14 protein-coding genes are annotated in these 19,338 nt (G+C 49.0%); 8 read left to right on the top strand and 6 right to left on the bottom strand.

Annotation, left to right across the window (positions count from 1 at the left end):
* The first annotated feature begins 273 nt into the window (after positions 1-273).
* Positions 274-2,748, top strand: coding sequence for a type I pullulanase (pulA, locus tag F1593_RS02505; protein WP_172631805.1), 2,475 nt, complete (start codon positions 274-276; stop codon positions 2,746-2,748).
* A gap of 76 nt (positions 2,749-2,824) precedes the next feature.
* Here the strand turns inward: pulA and F1593_RS02500 are convergent, their stop codons facing one another.
* Complete coding sequence (locus F1593_RS02500; RefSeq protein WP_149399988.1) at positions 2,825-3,583, bottom strand: tetratricopeptide repeat protein; 759 nt, start codon at positions 3,581-3,583, stop codon at positions 2,825-2,827.
* A 578-nt stretch (positions 3,584-4,161) separates the two neighbouring features.
* On the opposite strand from F1593_RS02500, the gene F1593_RS02495 reads away from it, so the two are divergent.
* On the top strand, positions 4,162-4,926 hold the full coding sequence (locus tag F1593_RS02495; protein WP_149399987.1) for a phosphatase PAP2 family protein: 765 nt from the start codon (positions 4,162-4,164) through the stop codon (positions 4,924-4,926).
* 162 nt (positions 4,927-5,088) lie between these two features.
* On the opposite strand, the gene F1593_RS02490 is transcribed toward F1593_RS02495, so the two are convergent.
* The gene (locus F1593_RS02490) at positions 5,089-7,365 is read right to left on the bottom strand and encodes a peptidase domain-containing ABC transporter (protein ID WP_149399986.1); all 2,277 of its coding nucleotides are present in this window, start codon (positions 7,363-7,365) and stop codon (positions 5,089-5,091) included.
* A 6-nt stretch (positions 7,366-7,371) separates the two neighbouring features.
* Positions 7,372-7,944, bottom strand: coding sequence for a hypothetical protein (locus F1593_RS02485; protein WP_149399985.1), 573 nt, complete (start codon positions 7,942-7,944; stop codon positions 7,372-7,374).
* A 549-nt stretch (positions 7,945-8,493) separates the two neighbouring features.
* Here F1593_RS02485 and F1593_RS02480 point away from each other — a divergent pair.
* The 6 genes from F1593_RS02480 (at position 8,494) to F1593_RS02455 (ending at position 16,308) form a co-directional block, all read left to right on the top strand.
* Positions 8,494-8,814 carry a mersacidin/lichenicidin family type 2 lantibiotic gene (locus F1593_RS02480; protein WP_216368751.1) on the top strand — a complete coding sequence of 107 codons (321 nt, stop codon included), beginning with the start codon at positions 8,494-8,496 and terminating at the stop codon, positions 8,812-8,814.
* A 140-nt stretch (positions 8,815-8,954) separates the two neighbouring features.
* Complete coding sequence (locus tag F1593_RS02475) at positions 8,955-9,296, top strand: mersacidin/lichenicidin family type 2 lantibiotic (RefSeq protein WP_149399983.1); 342 nt, start codon at positions 8,955-8,957, stop codon at positions 9,294-9,296.
* 315 nt (positions 9,297-9,611) lie between these two features.
* Positions 9,612-12,917, top strand: coding sequence for a type 2 lanthipeptide synthetase LanM family protein (locus F1593_RS02470; protein ID WP_172631804.1), 3,306 nt, complete (start codon positions 9,612-9,614; stop codon positions 12,915-12,917).
* A gap of 331 nt (positions 12,918-13,248) precedes the next feature.
* Positions 13,249-14,520, top strand: a complete 1,272-nt coding sequence (locus F1593_RS02465) for a glycosyltransferase family 4 protein (protein WP_149399981.1) — start codon at positions 13,249-13,251, stop codon at positions 14,518-14,520.
* 118 nt (positions 14,521-14,638) lie between these two features.
* Positions 14,639-15,952 carry a glycosyltransferase family 4 protein gene (locus F1593_RS02460; protein ID WP_149399980.1) on the top strand — a complete coding sequence of 438 codons (1,314 nt, stop codon included), beginning with the start codon at positions 14,639-14,641 and terminating at the stop codon, positions 15,950-15,952.
* Positions 15,952-16,308, top strand: coding sequence for a CU044_2847 family protein (locus F1593_RS02455; RefSeq protein ID WP_149399979.1), 357 nt, complete (start codon positions 15,952-15,954; stop codon positions 16,306-16,308). The genes F1593_RS02460 and F1593_RS02455 overlap by 1 nt, the downstream gene beginning before the upstream one ends.
* 15 nt (positions 16,309-16,323) lie before the next feature.
* On the opposite strand, the gene F1593_RS02450 is transcribed toward F1593_RS02455, so the two are convergent.
* The 3 genes from F1593_RS02450 to F1593_RS02440 all read right to left on the bottom strand — a co-directional run bounded on the left by F1593_RS02450 (position 16,324) and on the right by F1593_RS02440 (position 19,302).
* Positions 16,324-17,244 carry a CPBP family intramembrane glutamic endopeptidase gene (locus tag F1593_RS02450; RefSeq protein WP_149399978.1) on the bottom strand — a complete coding sequence of 307 codons (921 nt, stop codon included), beginning with the start codon at positions 17,242-17,244 and terminating at the stop codon, positions 16,324-16,326.
* Between the two features lie 121 nt (positions 17,245-17,365).
* Positions 17,366-17,707 (bottom strand): DUF4158 domain-containing protein, encoded by a 342-nt coding sequence (locus tag F1593_RS02445; RefSeq protein ID WP_268907001.1) that lies wholly within the window; start codon positions 17,705-17,707, stop codon positions 17,366-17,368.
* 263 nt (positions 17,708-17,970) lie between these two features.
* Entirely contained in the window at positions 17,971-19,302 is a 1,332-nt protein-coding gene (locus F1593_RS02440) for an extracellular solute-binding protein (protein WP_149399976.1), read from the bottom strand.
* Between the last annotated feature and the right edge of the window lie 36 nt (positions 19,303-19,338).

Here is a 19,338-nt window from a genome sequence, read left to right as displayed (position 1 = left end):
CGGCTTTTTTGTCAATACCTTTTTTTGGGATTTTTCCTACGCGCGCCACTTCGATTGAAGGATTGCTTTGATCCAGATATTACTTACCGACAGGACTTCACATCAGCCTGCTGACCTGCAATAATACTTGAGCATACAACGTTTACTCTTCGCCCGTATACTGCTATTTGGGGGAGATAAAATATCTATCTCGATAGCATTTTATTGGTGAAAGAGATTGTAGCATGAAGTGCAGGCAAGATGTCTATCATTAGACCAGAAAGAGATATTGTAGTGAAAAACTCCGATGGCAGCCAGCAGCGCGTTACGAATGCGTACCTTGAAAGCCCGAATAGCCTTCTCATCTCCCTTTCAAGTGGCGTCGTTCTTCCCTATCAATCAAATGCTGTCACAATTCTTGACATGACTAACGGTCAACACATCGGAGTGACGGCCATTGAACACGCACATCGCCAACACGCGTTGATCGTGGGCGATCTACAACAACTACTCGGCGCGCCAAACAATTGGAATACAGATGATAATCATACTAGCATGCAGGAGATAAATCCCAATCTTTATCAGTTTACCGCCTCACTTCCCGCCGGGACCTATAATTATAAAGTAGCATTTCACGATGGCTGGAGTGATGTCATTCCAGCCAATCACAATGTAACCCTGGTGGTTCCAGTGGATGATATCAGCGTAACTTTCTCATATGTGCCATGGGATCCGGCGACGCAATGCCCACAAATCTATGATTCCTTGAATAATTCCAGAGTCATATTACCAACTGCGGCAACCTCTCCCACCAGTAATCTACTTATCACCCTGGACACAGAGATCGATGTGACCCATACGGTTCAGATCAGCCTGTATGGCTATGAGGCCGCCACAATTATTGCACGCAATGTATTGAATGAAGCACGCTTCGTTTATAGTGGGGATGATCTGGGAAGTATATTGACGGCGCAGGAGACACATTTCCGGCTCTGGGCACCTACTGCATCAGAGGTTCAGCTTTTGCTCTACAAAGAAGAGGATGGTCCTCTCAGCCAGACAATTGCGATGCAACGTGCAGAACAAGGCACCTGGCAGGCCACTGTCACGCAAGCACTCACTAACTGGTATTACCTCTATCAAGTCACCGCCCAGGGTCAGACGCGCACCGCTGTAGATCCCTATGCGCGGGCGCTAGCCATTAATGCCAGCAAAGCGCTCATCGCTGATCTGGGACAAACCGATCCTCAGAGTTGGGAGCAGGACAACTATAAGAAGCTGGCACATCCAGTAGATGCTGTCATCTACGAGGTCCATGTGCGCGACTTTTCTATTAACGCCAATTCAGGCATGAGCAATAAGGGAATGTTCCTGGCCTTCACTGAGCTCGCTACCCACAATCCACACCAAACAAGCACTGGAGTAGCCAGCCTGCAAGCGCTCGGCATCACCCATGTACAGATCATGCCAGTCTTTGAGTTTGCCAGCGTCGATGAACTTATTCCTACGCAATATAACTGGGGCTACGATCCACGCAATTATAACACTCCTGAAGGGGCCTATGCGACAACACCTCACGGGACCGCTCGCATTATAGAATTCAAGCGTATGGTGCAGAGCCTCCATGCAGCAGGACTGGGGGTCGTGATGGATGTTGTCTACAATCATACCTTTACCACAGAAGATGCGGATTTTAACAACATTGTCCCACACTATTATTATCGTACAGATGATGAGGGCAATTATACCAATGGCTCAGGCTGTGGCAATGAGATTGCCTGTGAGCGTCCCATGGTCCAAAAATTTATACGCGATTCCCTGAAATATTGGATGCAGGAGTATCATGTCGATGGCTTCCGCTTTGATTTAATGGCCCTGCTCGGTGTTGCGACCATGCAGATCATTGCGCAGGATCTACGCGCGCTTCATCCCAATCCGCTCGTGTATGGCGAACCCTGGAGCGGTGGAAGCACCGCCTTGCCCGCGCAACAGCTCCTTACCAAGGGACAACAGAAAAATCTACAGATCGCCGTTTTCAACGATATGATACGCAACGGTCTGCTTGGTAGCCCTTTTTCGCCTTCCTCACAGGGTTTCGCAACGGGTGCCAGCGATCAAGCTGAAACCATCAAGCGATCAGTGCAGGGCAGCATCCACGACTTCACAGCCGGTCCTGGTGAAACCATCAACTATGCCAGCAGCCACGATAATATGACGCTCTGGGATAAGATTACCGCCAGCAATCCCAGCACCAGCCAGACTGATCGCATCAATATGGATAAGCTCGCTCAGGCAATTGTGCTCACTGCACAAGGTATTCCATTTTTCCAGGGTGGCGAGGAATTTCTGCGCACCAAGAGCGGCAATGATAACAGCTATAACGCAGGTGATGCGGTCAACCAGTTTGACTGGGAGCGCAAAGATCTCTATAAAGACGTCTTCGATTACTACGCAGGCCTGATCCAATTGCGTCAGCGCCATCCCGCCTTCCGCATGACCAATGCGCAGGATATCACTGACCATCTCACATTTATCGATAGTCCCGCCAACACTATCATCTATCAGCTTGCCAGCAACGCCAACCAGGATAGCTGGAAAACCATCCTGGTCATCTATAATCCTAATCGCGACTCATTCACCATCAATCTGCCACCGGGACCCTGGACCATCGTAGTCACTCAGAATCGCATCAACGAACAGGGGATTCAGAAACTGACAGGCAGCCTGACCGTCTCAGGTATCGCCTGCATGATTCTCTATCAAAATTAAAGACAGCAAAATAGTCGCCATGCATGTAACACGTATGGCGACTATTTTACCGCTTGGAGAAGCTGGCGAGAAAAAGCTAAAGGTAATTTGCCAGTTTTTTCAAAGCGGGATCGAGCTGCAAAGCTTGCTCATAATCCTTCCGGGCAGACTCGGGCTGTGCCAATAATTTATACACAGAACCACGCTCATAATAAGCCACAGCTAATTCAGGTTGTAATTGAATCACCTGTGTATAATCGGCCAATGCCTGCTCAAAGTTTCCTACTTGCAAATAATCATGTCCACGGTTCATGTATGCCTGTGCCAGAGCAGGTTCACGCTGCAAAGCTTCCGTATAATCAGCAATCGCCAGCTCAGGCTTATGCAACACCACACTATACAGGATCGCGCGACAATAATAGGGTTCTGCAAGTTGAGGAGCGACCTGCATAGCAGTCGTATAATCCTGCAACGCCAGATCATACTGCTCCAACATCTTGTAGGCAATGCCCCGGCTACAATAAAACTGTCCTCGTTGCGGATCAAGCTCCAGGCCCTTGCTGTAATCGACAACCACAGCAGTATAGTTCTCAAGTTTCCGATAAGCCTCGGCTCGCTGCCGATACAGCTCAATTAGCTTCTCTGACTCATTGGGACGCAATACATAAACATTGATAGCTTTCGTAAACGCATCAACTGCATCCTGATACTCATGCAAGTAATAGGAGAGCGCGCCCTGCATACTATGTACAACAGCACTATCAGTATCTTCTTTTACCCCTGGCATAGTCATATCCACCATAGAGCCATCGTCTAAATCAACAGTGGAAAAGGGATCATCCATCCGATGGACCATGATGCAAACCTTTCTTCTTATTTCCTCAATGCAGATTACTGGAAAGGGTTAGTTCCATATAGTGAAGCAATCAGCGAGGAACTGCTCGCTCCATTTAGATATATACTGGTTGGATATGTTCAATGTAACCCATACTTGCTAGTATACACAAAAATATCCCAAATTATCCTATAAAAGAGCTATATTGCACCCAATATGCTGCCTATTTTTCCTGGAATAGCAACCTAAATTATCAGGCATCATTTCCGGCAAAAACTTATATGCAGCCTTGATACGCCAGAATCCTCTTACCCTTCAAGCAATTTAGCTCAGCAGCGACGAGAAAAACGTCCAACTAACCACCACCATCATACACTGTTCTCACGTTTTATTTCCATTATTGCTATGCTTTTTCTTAACATAATTCTAAGTTAGATTATTGTTAAAACATCCAGGATACAATCTCCATATATAGTAACAATATCTCTACCTCATATAAATATAGCAAGGTTACTTCAAATGCCATTCTTGCATCTGATTAATCCTCAGTAACGTGTATAGCTCAGATATTATATTACGTTCATACATGGAGGAACACTATGTCGGATGTCACCAGTCCCCTCGAACAGGAGAGCAGTTATATTCCTTCTGCTGAGAGAACAGCAGGTGGAGAGGACAGGCATGATGCACATGTACGCCATATAATTGAAAGAATCTTGTGGATGCTGGGAGTTTGTCTGCTGGCTGCGGCAGCGTTGTATATTCATGCCCATAAAGGACCACTGCCAGGAGAAGTGGCATTCTCACGCGCCGTTCAAGCGATCCACTACGCCCCTGCGATCCTGGCGTTTCTCACCTTCTTCAGCTCGCTTAACGATATTCCTCCTTCGATTGCGGAGGTGATTATCGTAGCCCTGATCTTTTTGCTGATGCGCTGGTTCAAACAGGTTGCTTTCTTTCTATTAACCCTGGGGGTGGGAAACGGCACCAATATGTTGATTGGCGATTATGTGCAGCGACCACGCCCAGGTGCGAAGCTTATTCATGTGTATACACCCTTGAATTTTAATAGCTTCCCTTCCGGCCATACCGAGCACGATGTAGTCTTCTATGGCTCATTGCTCTATCTCAGCTTTACAAGAGCGGTACGCGAGTGGCGCTATCATTGGATTCTGATACCTTTTCAAATCTTTGCAGGACTGGCAATTTTTTGTATTGGCTACTCACGCGTCCTGGAAGGTGAGCACTGGCTCAGTGATGTTCTCGGCGGCTATCTCTCTGGAGCACTCTGGCTATTCTTACTGATCTTCTGCTACCGTTGGGTCACGACTAAATTGCAACAACGCAAAACGCAAAAAGCGTAGCAGTCACCCTTCCCGGGCAATACCGCTTCATGATTCCTCTGAAATTGGGAGCAATTTCATGGTTCAGGGTGCTCCGTCAAGAGCATGGGCTATTGAAGCGGTATTGCCCGGGAAGGGTGACTGCTACGGGTGGATCGGCGTTCCACCTTCTCGGTATTTGGGTTAAAATTTGCGTAGTAGTGGGCGCGGCGATTTTTTCTCCATCTGTTGCTTGACCAGATTAGTATAAAAGCCGTTACGTAATAACAAATCCTGATGGGTGCCGCTTTCCACAATTGTGCCCTGATCCATGACTAGAATCAGATCGGCATTGCGGACAGTGCTCAGGCGATGTGCGATGATAATTTGCGTGCACGGTAACGCCTCTAGATTCTGGGCCACAATCTGTTCCGTTACGACATCCAGATTACTGGTCGCTTCATCTAAGAGCAAAATCGCTGGATGATGGGCAATCGCACGTGCCAGGGAGAGGCGCTGACGCTGGCCGCCGGATAAGGCACTCCCACCTTCAGCTACCAAAGTCTCATACCCCAGCGGCATCTTAATAACATCTTCATGAATGGCCGCCATCTGGGCCGCCTGAACGGCATAATCTTTCTCCAGGGTAGAATCATTAAAGAGGATATTTTCCATGATTGAACCACTAAAAATGGCCGAATCCTGTAACACTACTCCAAATTGCCGCCGCACCTCCTGATATTGCAGTTGCTCCAGCGGAATTCCATCATAATAGATGTGGCCCTCGGTTGGAATATATAATCCCAATAGCAACTTTCCCAGCGTGCTCTTACCCGATCCGGTACGCCCCACCAGCGCAACTTTTTGACCGGCAACAATATTCAGATTAATGGAATGCAAGACACGCGGTGTCTCAGGCGCATAGCGGAAACCCACATTTTCGAGGCGAATATAACCAGACAACCGGGGCGGCGATTGAATACCCTGAATCCCCTGAATACGCTGCTCTGGCTCAGCGGTCATAATATCTGCCAGACGGTCGAGATGTGCCTTTACGATTTGTAATTGTTGTCCACTACTTGCCAGCGAAGAGAGTGGCGAAAGGAAAGAGGTCGAGAGCGAGGTTAACGCTAACATAGTGCCGACGGTCATGGCACCGTTGAGTACCTGAATCGCCCCGACCCAGAGCAAGGCCATGGGTGCGAAAACACGTAGAATCAACAACATCGTACTGGCAACTGTCGAAAGATAACTACGCTTGATCGAGATGTTAAGCTGGTCAAAGAAAAGATTGGTCCAGCGTTCGTGTGCACTATACTCAGCGCCAGCAGCTTTGAGGGTCGCTATACCGGCCAATGCTTCAGCCATATAACCCTGAGATTTGCCTTGCGCCGCCAGTTCTTGCGCCGCCAGACTCGCAATAGGACGATAGACACTCAAAATCAGCAATACCTGTAACAAACCAATCGCCAATGCCAGCACGCCAAAGGTTGGTGCTTCCACCATCAGAATACAGAGATACAGGATTACCATGCTGCCGTCCAGCATGGTTGAGATTAATTGACCGCTGAGAGTATCGCGAATAATCGTATTACTTGCCATGCGCGTCAGGAGGTCACCACTGGAACGTTGTTGAAAGAAACTATAGGGCAATAATAAGAGATGTTCAAAAAAACTCAGCATCATATGTGTATCAATACGTGCCCGTACATAAATGAGGAGCCATTCACGGAGCAGCGTCAGAAAGCCCTGGGAAAAGACGAGCATCAACATCCCCACACCCAGAAGCAACATAGCATTATTGAGGTGCGCCGGGATGATTTTATCAATCACCGTTTCCGTCAAAATGGGGGGAATAAGCCCCAGGACTTGCAATAGAATGGATGCCAGAATGACCTGGAATAGTGCACCCGGTGCCTGGCGAATGGCCTGGATCGCATACATCCGCAGTGAAAGGGGAGATGAGATGTGGCGACGATGGAAATCCATGCCTGGCTCGAGCATCAACACAACGCCGGTAAACCCATTACTAAATTCATCTTCACTTATTTGACGTCGTCCGGAAGCAGGATCAACCACGGTCACCAGTTCAGGCGTCCAGCGCTCGACAACCAGGAAGTGATTGAATTGCCAATGCACAATCGCCGGTAAGCTTACATCGTGAAAATCATTGCGCTGCAACGCCACCGCACGCGCGATCATCCCCAGATTGCGTGCCGCCTTGACCAGATTTAAAGCCGAGACACCATCACGGCTGGCCCCATACAATGTGCGCAATTCAGAGATGGACGTCTCGCGACCATGATAGCTTAAAACCATCGCCAGACTGGCGAGACCACACTCAACTTCACTCATCTGTAATAATACAGGGACGCGTTTACTCCACAGCTTATTGATAATAGAATGTCTTGAATATGCGGCTTTTGATTTCATTTCTTGCTGCTGATCTACCTGCGGCTTTTGATTTGTCATATGTATCATACTGTCTTACGCCCCCACTAAACTTCCTAAACCCGGCAAAAGCGCGATAATACGTTGTGATCCAGTCTGCACAGTAGCCATCACCAGGCTTCCCATAGCGGATGCAGCCACCGTTCCCTTGATTTGGACCAGCACCACAGCCGCTGGCTGCGTCACAACATCTTGTCTCACACCGTAGCGTTGATGCAGGGTATTTGGACTAAGCATGCCAGATTCAATCTTAATTACGTTGCTTTGAAATTGAGATTGCCCTGTTCCAAATTGGATATCTGCTGACTGACCGGGGTGAATCTTCGCCAACTGGTCTGCGGGCAAAAAAATTGCCGCAATTGGAGCGCCTCCAGCCTGATTCTTCGTGCCCATAGTGCTATGGGCATCCAGCACAACACCTGGAACATGAATATAGAGGGGAATCTGCTCATTCCAGGCCAGAGCCCCCATCACTAGCAAGAATGCAAGTAAGAACCATAACAAAAATGTCACAGGAAAAGGCATAAAGTGCGGCAGAGATGTTTTATCCCGCCTGCGTTTATGGTGCTCAAGTGCCTGATCCCGAAAAATGGAACCTCTGGTTGCCATACCTGTTATCCACCTATTTCCACTACTCTACAAATTAGCTACTTCTTTATACATTATAAGAATCAATGCAAATAAGCTTGTATAACTAGCATTTATATACTTTCTAAAGTTTTATTCATTTTTCGAGATAGAGAAAAATTCATAGAAATACACAAGAAATTATCCTTTTTGAGTTTATGTGAGCTATAAAAAACTCGATAGGAGCAATACTCACCACCTTAAAAAATGAAAGCAATATTCATCAATACTTAACATAATCATTAATTCTATTGCTATTATGAATTATTCTTCAAAATTCCATTGAATTAACGCTACTCGCTTGTTTTATGAATTTTTATAATGCATTTAGGTGCCGAGTTCGAGAAGTATACGAAGAAAAAACAAGACATGCGTAAGCTTATTGATCAATACAGTAAGTTCATATGGGATGGACGGTACGTAAAGTGTTAGTAACTTTTTTCTCTTATGAAAGCGCATGTCTCCCTGAAAATGTTTTGACGGTACCAATAAAAACAAGTCTTTGCAATGCAAAGAGAAAGGATACATACAATGAACATCAATATCGCACGTGCCTGGAAAGATGCCCAATATCGCAATTCATTAACCAGCGAGGAACTCGCGCAGCTTCCGCAGTGCCCGGTTGGAGCTGTTGAGCTGACCGACACCGAACTGGCTAATATCGATGGTGCCTTTGGTAGCTTCGGTGGCAGCTTCGGTGGCTTTGGTGAGGGTGGTTTCGGTGAAGGTGGCTTCTTCCGACATAGTGGCAGCTTCGGTGGTGGTAGCTATGGTGGTAGCTTCGGTGGTGGTAGCTATGGTGGCTTCTTCGGTGGCGGCTATGGCGGCTTCTTCGGTGGCGGTTGCTACTAGGTTTTAAGCCTGGTTGCTCACTATAAAGCCCGCAAGGTGCTAACACAGATCGGTGAGGGTAGTAGACAATTACTGCTGCCCTTACCGATCGCCAATCAACAACCTGAATAGTTTTTTCATACAAGAAAGGTTTCCATACCATGATTATTGATATCGCACGCGCCTGGAAAGATGCCCAATATCGCAATTCTCTGAATAATGAGGAGCGCGCACAGCTTCCTCAGAATCCCATTGGTACACTTGAGCTAACTGATATTGATCTGGCGACCATCAGTGGTGCCTGTGGTCCTGAATGCGGTGGTTTGCTTGGTGGCCTCGGCCTCGGCCTGGGTATCAACCTGGGCATCGATCCCTGTGGCGAGTCGGGCGGTGGCTATGGCTATGGCGGCGGCTTCTATCATCACCACAGCGGCTCATGGGGCGGCGGTTTCGGTGGCGATTTTGGCGGCGGCAGCTGTGATCCCTGCAATCCCTGCCACTAAGACACAATCAGCACCGGTAACATGCTTGGACTGATCAGAGAGAGTGATTGGTTCACGTTACCATCCTGGTCATAAGTGACCAACGTACCACGACCACATCACGACGCTAATCGTGATGTGGTACGTTACGCATTCGTCTATATTCATATTCACATGCATATTCACATGCATCCGTATCACAACCGTGTATGATCAGATTTGTAGGACAGTGCTATGTTCAAGGTTGCCATAGCGAAAAAACGCTCGTTTGCATACGAAACAATAACATAGCTCATCGGGCAATTTGTATTGGGGTGGCCCAGTGGAAAGATGAAAATGATGAAACAACTTTTGCCCTCAAACGAACAGCAGGCTCACTATAAAGCTCTCTGGTATCGCGCTCTTACCCTGACTGAGCGAGCTATTCTCCTACCGGATACGACACAGCAGCCGTCTGTTGAGCCAGAGTCTGTCTCAGACAGCGTCAGGCAGCGCTTCCAAAGCTGGAAAGAACAACCACCATTTAAGCAGGGAACACTTTTTACCCAACGTCTGGCAGCCGATGCTTTGAGCGAAAAGGATCTTTTTACGCTCCTGAGTGAGCCAGTCGAACAGTTACAAGGCCGGTTGGCAGAGACAACGTCTTTGCCCTGGCTCGCTACGCTTATTGATACATTTGCTACCAGGCGGGCGGACAGTGATCCAACACCGTTGTTTGCCAGAGTAAAACAACAGCCACCAGCCGGAAATCTGTCTTTTTTGGATACCATCGAGCCACTGATGACTGCCGGTCTGATACGTCTGGAAGCAGGGGTACAGGAACTGGCACAAATCTATACTCACTTACCGTTTGAGCCTCAGAAGATAGTTTCACTCCTCTCAAGGCATATTCCTGAACGTGTCTTACCTAAACTGCTCAAAACGTTGGTGCTCGAATTGAATATTGCTCGCGTCCAGGGCCGTCTGCAAGGGAAGACATCTGAGGCGCGCTTTCACGATTTTATCCAACAACTCATGCTACCACAGGGCATGCTACCACTCCTGGAAGAATATGTCGTGCTGGGAAGACAACTGGTAGAAACGATTGATATGTGGGTCAATTATGAACTTGAATTGTTGACGCGACTCTGCAATGATTGGCAGGAAATTTGTGCGCAGTTAAATGCCGGGCAAGATCCAGGTGTTTTGATTGAGATTCGATCCGAGCAGGGAGATACTCATCGCCATGGACGCAGTGTCGCTATTCTGACATGGAGTTCTGGCTTTCAATTAGTCTATAAACCTCGCTCGCTTGCCATCGATGTACATTTTCAAAAAGTGCTTACCTGGATCAATCAGCAAGGCTTCCAACCAGCATTCCAGACCATCAAGATCCTCAATCAAGAGCAGTATGGTTGGGTAGAGTTTATACGCGGACGCTCTTGCTCATCCGAAGAAGAGGTTGCTCGTTTCTATGAACGGCAAGGAGGTTATCTGGCTCTCCTCTATGCCCTGGAAGCGACTGATTTCCATGGAGAAAATCTGATCGCGGCAGGCGAGCATCCAATCTTGATCGACCTCGAAGCCCTCTTTCATCCGCCTATTGGTGAGCAGGATCAGGCCGCGAAAAATCATCCAGCCATGCAGGCAATGGATAGATCGGTGATGCGCACCAATCTCTTGCCACAACGCATCTGGACGAATGAGCAGGGCCAGAGCATCGATATCAGTGGGCTGGGCGGCGCAGCCGGGCAGAAGACGCCCATGCCGGTACCACGCTGGGCAGAGCTGGGTACCGACAATATGCAAATAAAACTGGAACAGGTTGAGATCCAGCTCGGTAATCATCGACCACAACTATACGGGAAAGAGGTTGATACATTACAGTACTGCCCTTCAATCATTAAAGGCTTCAGCGCAGCATACCATCTTATCCTCAAAAATCGCCAGATCCTGCTAAACGATGTACTGCCACTCTTTGTTAATGATGAGATACGTTGCCTGGTGCGTCCCACACGCTTCTACACAATTCTCCTTAATAATAGTTACCATCCCGAGATTTTACGCGATGCGCTTGAGCGTGATCGCTTTTTTGATCGTCTATGGCTGGATGCCGCCCAGGAGCCGCTTTTGACGCGTGTTATCGCCAGTGAACGAGCCGATCTCTGGAAAGGCGATGTTCCCCTCTTTACGACCACACCAACCTCACACGATTTGTTCACAACCCACGGCGATGTAATTCCAGATTTCTTTACCACTACCGGACTTGAGATGGCAACCAATCATATCAAAAACTTTAGTGAGCAGGACCTTGAGCGCCAGATCTGGTTTATCCAGGCAACCTTTGCCAGTGTGGCCCCGCTGACAGATAAACGTGTTCACCGCGCCGTCCAGCTAGATCCGACCAGTCCTTTAGCTACTCAGGAACATTTGCTGACGGCTGCTCGGAAGATTGGACAGCGACTTAACGAACAGGCCCTGCGGGCAGGCACAACAATCGAGTGGCTGACCATGCAACAGTTCAGCGAATACGATTGGCGCATTATGCCGACAGATATTGATCTCTATAATGGAAACACTGGGATTGCGCTCTTCCTGGCTTATCTGGGTCACATCACACACGAGCAACACTATACAGCCTTCGCACAGGATATCCTGGCTGCGACCCGCGAGCAGTTCCAGAATGTCCTACAACATGCAGAGCGGTATCGTATCGGAGCCTTTACTGGCTTGAGTTCTTATGTCTATCTCTTGCTACAACTTGGCTCGCTCTGGCAGGACCAGACACTCCATCAGGAGGCCGAGGCGCTGATCCCACAACTTGCAGCCCTTGTCGAGCAAGATCAATTGTTGGATATCGTTGGCGGGACGGCAGGTTTTCTAGCTATCCTGACCAGCTTTTATACAGTGTTGCCGTCGTCAACTATCTTAACGGCGGCTATCCAATGTGGGGATCATTTGCTCGCGCAGATGCAGCATACCAGCGAGGGAAGCGGATGGCTTTCCCGTCCTTATAAGCTCCCTTTGACTGGATTTTCTCAGGGGAATGCAGGGATCGCGTGGAGCTTGTGTCAACTCTTTGAGATCAGTGGGAAGGCACGTTTCCGCAGGAGCGCGTTTGTTGCCTGGGAATATGAGCGCAAATTGTATTCACAGGAGAAACAAAATTGGCCCGATAGACGCAAGGTTGCTTTGTCCAACCATGAAACTGAGTTGACAGGCTTTGAGGATGAGGAATATATGACCACCTGGTGCCATGGCGCAGCTGGGATTGCGCTGGCTCGTCTGGGTTCCCTGGCTACCTGCGATGATGAGAAGATTCGAGAAGAAATCGAGAACGCCCTGCAAACGACTCTTACCGATGGTTTTAGCGCCAACCATTCCCTCTGCCACGGTGATCTGGGCAACCTGGATATCCTGCTCACTGCACAACACTTGCTTGGGGATGAACACTATCAAACACATATTCAACATCTTTCCTCTATGCTACTCTATAGCATAGAAGTTCAGGGCTGGATTACGGGAGTCCCCCAGGGCATCGAAACACCCGGCCTGATGACTGGCCTGGCAGGTATTGGCTATGCGTTACTGAGACTGGCTGCACCCGATCAGGTTCCATCCATCCTACTCCTCGAACCCCCCATCAACACAACGCAAGGATGAGGAGCATGCAGAACCATGGGAGCAAGGAAGCGTACGCTTCCTCTCCCATGGTTCTGTATGGTGCGAGGGACGAGATAGTCCTTAACAAAGTGTTTGATTCCCGCTCCCATCTGGTTTTTGTGGCTCACCTGCTGGCAGGCGCCGACGCGCCTGCCAGCGAGTCAGCAGCAAGATCTCGATGGTACTGGGAGTTTGGCACTTTGTTAACAAAAGCACATCTGTTACGTTAAATAAGGAGAGGGTACATGGATATGTAGTGATTTTCCTGAAGGTAGCGGGCATATTGATTGTTGCGATGCGCTGCTAACTGATAGGTAGAAGGGGTGATGTGATGCATGTCCTTTTTATAGCGCGCTATTATTATCCCGAAAAGGCGGCTGCTGCGGTTTGTGTTGGTGAAACCGCGCAACGTCTCCTGCATTATGGTCATCAAGTTACCGTTCTGACCACCGTCCCCAGCTATCCAACCGGACATGTTCCCCGCCGCTATCGAGGCCACATTTTACAGACTGAGATAATTGAGGGTGTGCGGGTGATACGTACATGGAGCTATGCCAGTCCTAACACAGGATTTTTCAAGCGCATCCTCTCTTATCTGTCCTTTGGCTGCCTGACTGCCATGATCGGTAGCGCGGCACTGGGGAGCCCGGATATCATTATTGTCGAGTCTCCACCACTCTTTACCGTACTGGCTGCCCATCTGCTAAGCTGGCGTAAGCGCTGTCCTTATATTTTCTGGGTAGCGGATCTCTGGCCTGAATCAGCCGTACAACTGGGCGCACTCCACAATCCCCTGCTGATCAAGTTCGCTACATGGTTGGAATGGCAAACGTATCAGCGAGCTCGTCTGGTCTGGGCCGTTACAGAAGGTATGCGTGATACGCTGATCCAGCGCGGTGTGCCAGCCTCCAAAGTATTCTTGCTCCATAACGGCGTTGATACCGAACGCTTTCGCCCGCAATCTCAGTCTGAAGCCCGCCAGTTGCTCGGCTGGGACAATGCCTTTATTATTCTCTATGCTGGCACTCATGGTTTAACACATGGTTTACATACCATCCTGGATGCTGCCGCAGAGACGAGTAAGCAAGCAGATATTCGTTATGTGCTGATTGGAGATGGCGCGGAAAAAGCACAGCTCGTCGCCGAGGCGCAACGGCGACAACTACACAACATTCACTTTCTCGATCCTTTGCCGCATGAGCAAATGCCAACCATACTGGCTGCCGCCGATGTTTGTCTGGCACATACACGCAATCTGCCGCTGCTCTCGGCCATGCTGCCCATAAAAATGTATGAGGCCATGGCCTGTGGACGCCCGCTTTTACTGGCAGTCAATGGCGAAGCTCGACGCATCGCGGAACAAGAGGCGCAAGCTGCCATCTACAGCGAACCTGAAAATGCCAGTGCCCTGGCTCAAACTGTCCTCTATCTGCAAACGCATCCAGATATAGTCAAGCAGTTGGGACAGCATGGGCATAGTTATATTCAACAGCATTTCAACTATGACCTATTAACTGCTACATTGCATGCTCGCCTCCAACGCATTATCCCTCATCCAGCGGGCAAATGGACGCGCGCGATCGGAAGCCAGTACCAGGAATAATAGAGAATATTTCAACGGTATGCCCGGACCATCAAATAATGTCTGCATATGTATGCAAAATTGTGAACTATCCTGATGAAATAATCTGTACAGCTTATTAAATGAGAAAGAATCAGCGATGAAAATGCTTTTCCCTATTCATGATTCTGAAACTGAAGCGATTGTTCAGATAAGTCAGCCACTATGTATCTGTATGCATGTCGCGCGTGCGCTACAGGACGACGTGCGCTTACGACGCAATGCGGCAACACTGGCACAAGCTGGTTGCCAGGTTCTGGTCGTCGATGTCCAGGCTGACAAACCATCCAGCCTGGAGGAGAATAGTACCGAGATACAGCCATATATGCTCCAGCATATCGCGCTGCGGCCCAATTTTCAACAACGGCGTTTTGCGGATGGTTATGGCATCAACGCGCTGAACTGCTTTCTCATTGCGACCTCTATACTACTCAAGCAAGCAGCAGATATATATCATGCCTGCGAGTGGACTGCACTCCCGGCTTGCTTTGTAGCGGCGCTAATACGCCGAAAACCACTGATCTTTGAAGCCTATGAACTTCCCCTTGAGGATCGACCTTCCCACGCGCTCACACGTGGCCGTCGCTTCTTCTATATCTGGATGCGGGCGTTTTTGCGCTATGTCTTGCCACGTTGCGCAGCAGTGATTACCGTCTCGCCACCCATTGCCCGGGAATTGCAACGTAAATACCATATGAGCAACGTGGTACTCATACGCAACATCCCTCTTTATAAGGATAAGGATAAGGATAAAGGGAGCAAGATGAGCACAAGCGAACGTTTGCGCATCCATCTTGACCTGCCAGCGCAAACACGCATCGCACTCTATCAAGGCAATCTGCAACCTGATCGTGGACTCGAACGTCTGGTACGTGCGGCAGCCTATCTCGATCCTGGACAGGTCATCGTCTTATTAGGACAAAATATTGGGACCACACGAGCCGAACTCGAACAACTCATCCAGCTTCAGGGCGTGCAGGACCGCGTAAAAATCATCTCAGCGGTCCCTTATGAAACACTGCAAGATTGGACGGCTTCAGCCAATATCGGTCTGACCATTATCCCACTTGATTACACACGCAATATGAAAATGGCCTTACCCAACAAGCTCTTTGAATATATCCATGCTGGCCTGCCCGTCCTATCCTCCCCTCTGGAGGCTGTAGGCGAGATTCTCACTACCTATGACCTTGGACAGGTCGTACGCTCAATGGACCCGGCAGATATAGGTACCGCCATCAACGCTATGCTCAACGACCCACCAGAACTGGAGCGTATCAGTCAGCATGCCCGTCAGATCGCCCGTACCGAGCTCTGCTGGCAAAAAGAAAGCCAACAACTCTTACAGCTCTATCAGTACATCGCCGAACAAAGCAAGCAACTATATCTACAAATGGGAGTAAGGAGATTTTAATGGCAATTATCGAGAATATTCTTACAAATACCGGGGGACAAGATGTGGTAGTCTATATCGAAGTTGATGACGCACCCAGCGCCAATGGCTCGATGCACGCTGGCGAAATCCCCCGAGATCTTGCCATACCAATACAGGCACAGGATGCTTTTACCAAAGCGATGGATCTGATCCGTACCTGCGCTGAACAGGTTTCAAACAACGTCAGTAGCATCCCGGAGAGTATTCGACCCGCTGCATTTGAGGTCCAATTTGCCGTTAAAATCGATGCGGAAGTAGGTGCGGTCCTGGCTAAATCCAGTACAGAAGCCCAGTTACAGGTAAGCTTAATGTGGGGCACCAAACTCAGCAAATGACATCCAGGGATTGATTTAAACGACGCTGCGCCGTATTTTCCAGTTGCCACGCCAGAAGAAGGTGGCAACAATGATCATGACAAGGGCCACCAGGATGCCCGATTCTCCTATCCAATGGGAGGTATCACCACCGCCGGAAAGGGAACTGAAAAGCTCGACAATCCAACTGTTCCAGGCGGCATGCAGTACAATCGAGGGCCAGATACTCCCTGTCTGGAGGCGGAGCCGCGCTTCAAGATAGCCCAGAGAGGTGATGGTGGTCAGAAAGATACAGGCTGAAAAGATGAGCGGAAGGCCAAAGTGCGGGGCCGTCAGGAATATCAACGGCCAGTGCCAGAAAGACCAGATCAAGCCACTGACCAGGACGGGCCGTGGAACTCCGGCATCGATCAGCCGTGTTAACATATAACCGCGCCAGCCAAGCTCTTCGCCAGCGGCATTAAACAGTTCAGATACCAGCATCGCCAGCAACAAGAAAAGGCTCACCGGCCAGGCGGGATTTTTTCCCAGGAAGGTCAGAGCTACGGTCATATTAGGGGATGCATGAAAGGGGACCAGCTGTGCCAGATGCGTCAGCCAGGCTGTGCCATAAGCGATCAACGCTACGATAGCTGGTATAATCGCAGCAAAAACGATGGCAAAGCAGCTGCGGCCTCGACCGAAGCGCAACGAAATATCATCCCAACCTTCGCGCCGAAGCAAACGAGTCAATAGGGCAGCGATCCCTGGCGACCACATGATGAAAAAGCCAGAAAATGAGCTCCGAGAGATCAATGCAAAGCTATTGGAGAGGACAGAGCAGACAAGCAATAAAACAAAATAGAGCATCAATCCACGACGTGCGCTCACTTTCACAGATAGAGAAGCATCGCCAGAAGCAGGTTGACCCCCTTCCTCCGCATCAGAAAAGAGCACGCTGGCATGACGAAAAAACATGAATCATATATCCTTTGATGCAATTTGAAATCCTATTTGCCGTCAGTATAACATAGCTGAGTCTATTTTATGCGATATACATCATAGTTTTGCAGGGTCCGAATACGTCGGGCCAGGCGATCTAGCGTGCTAAAGGATTGATGAGATCCGCCAGGTTGTTCATCACCTGGGCTGACGTGTGCATCGCACGGGTAGCAACATGGCGAGCCTGCTTGCCCAGGGTTGTAATCTCCAAGTGCTCCCGCAGGGCAACATGGTAGCGCTGGAGGGTCGCCGGGGAAATATCGGGCACCAGGTCCGCTTCCAGCTTCATGACCGCACGGATATGGCTGATCACCGCTCCAGGAATGGTTTGCGGCTCTGGAAAGTAATAGAGACGCTGATACACTTTGAGCAAGATCATCAGCGCAAACTTTTGGGATGGTCCACGTGCTTTGGTGGCTACAAATGTAAATTTGCGAATGAGATTGGCGGATTCTTGCTGAATCCGCCAATCTCATTCGCAAATTTACAATACATTAGAGTGTGTCGGACTCCCATGCTCTCCATAATCTCTGTGCATGATTTTTCGCACCTGCGGTGCTCAAACATCTTTTTAGTGTGTGGTGTCGGAAAAAGTTCGAAGAACTTTTCCGACACCACACACTAAAAAGGGCGCAGGCGCGCATGCGCCTGCCAGCCGGTCAAACAGTAAGATCCCGATGGGACTGGAAGTCCGACACCTTCTTAAGCCATGTCTATGTTATCATTACATGATTGGGCCATATTTTTCAGGGCTGCGGCTGCTGTGCTATGTCCGTTCAGGACGCTGACATAATTAGTCGTGATATAGCCGATGCACTCATCCCAGATAGTAATAGTCGAGGCTACGTAGGTATGCGACATTTGCGTCAGGCCAACCTTACTGGCAGGATTCTGAGCATAGTAGCTCTGCAAACTCTGACTATTGAAGGCACTCTGCCGTATGGGTATAGAGCCTGTCTGCTGCACAAAAGAGATGTTCGACGTGGTACTCACAAGGAACTTCATGAAGTCCCAGGCGGCGTTGCGTGTATCGATGCTAACTCCACTGAGCAAGGCTAAGTTGCTTCCTCCATAGAGTACGGTGAACTGACCAGCTGGACCTCCGGGAAAGGCGGCGTCATTAAAGTCAAATTTGCTGCCGCCATGTGCTTTGAGAAATGGATAACTGGCGCTTGTACCTAATGCGAAGGCTGCTTTCTGGCTGGTAAAGTCGTTCTGCCAGTTATATCCGGTGGTGACATGTACGGCACCTGTTTTAGCCAGTGGTGCGAACAGCTCAAGTGCCTGCTGAGCATATGGTGCGTCACTACCCTGATCGAAGAGCACATGCTGAGAATCTGGCGAGATGAAGTTTTTACCACCCAGATCCTTGAAGATCGTGGCCCATTCATCCACACTCGGAGTCAGAGACAATCCCCACTGTGAGCCATCGGCTTTCGTGAGTATCTTAATATCGGCGACCAAATCAGTGAGCGTCGTCGGCGGCTGCAAGTTGTTTTTCTTCAGCAGAGTGGCGTTATAGTAAAGAACTTCATCACTTTTGTTAAAAGGCAACGTAAATTGCTCACCATTGATCTGACCCTCTTTCAGAAGTGATGTATAGAAGTCTGACAGGTCCGACTGACTCAGCCCATTTTTCCCGGTAATATATGGTTTTAGGGAAGCGAGATTGCCCTCCCCCTGATACCACGTAGCATCGCTGTCATCGGTTTGTGCGATGGCAGGAGGCTTGTTGGCTCTGAAGGCTGCGGCTAAATTTGTCTCCAGCGTGCTATAGGAGTCGTACGACTGCAAGTTGATTTTGACATTTTTATGAGTATCTGTATACTGCTTCACTAGATTAGTCAGGGCTGTTTTATTGGCACCTGTGTCAAAGGTTTCCCAGAAGTTGACTGTGTACTGTTTGTGGGGGTCCAGAACACCAGGATTGGTGCCAGGATCGATATTCGTGCTCGTGGTCTGAGCGCACGCTGACAAGATAACGAGCATGATCACTGCATATGCAGAGAGCAAACGAGACGATTTATACGTCATAAAAACCTTTCTTTTAGGAGCAACTATTTCCTTGAT

Origin of the sequence: Dictyobacter arantiisoli (genome assembly GCF_008326305.1) — a bacterium.
In the GTDB taxonomy this organism is placed as follows: Bacteria; Chloroflexota; Ktedonobacteria; order Ktedonobacterales; family Ktedonobacteraceae; genus Dictyobacter; species Dictyobacter arantiisoli.
Note: the sequence above shows the minus strand (reverse complement) of the source record. Positions and strands in the feature narration are given on the sequence as shown.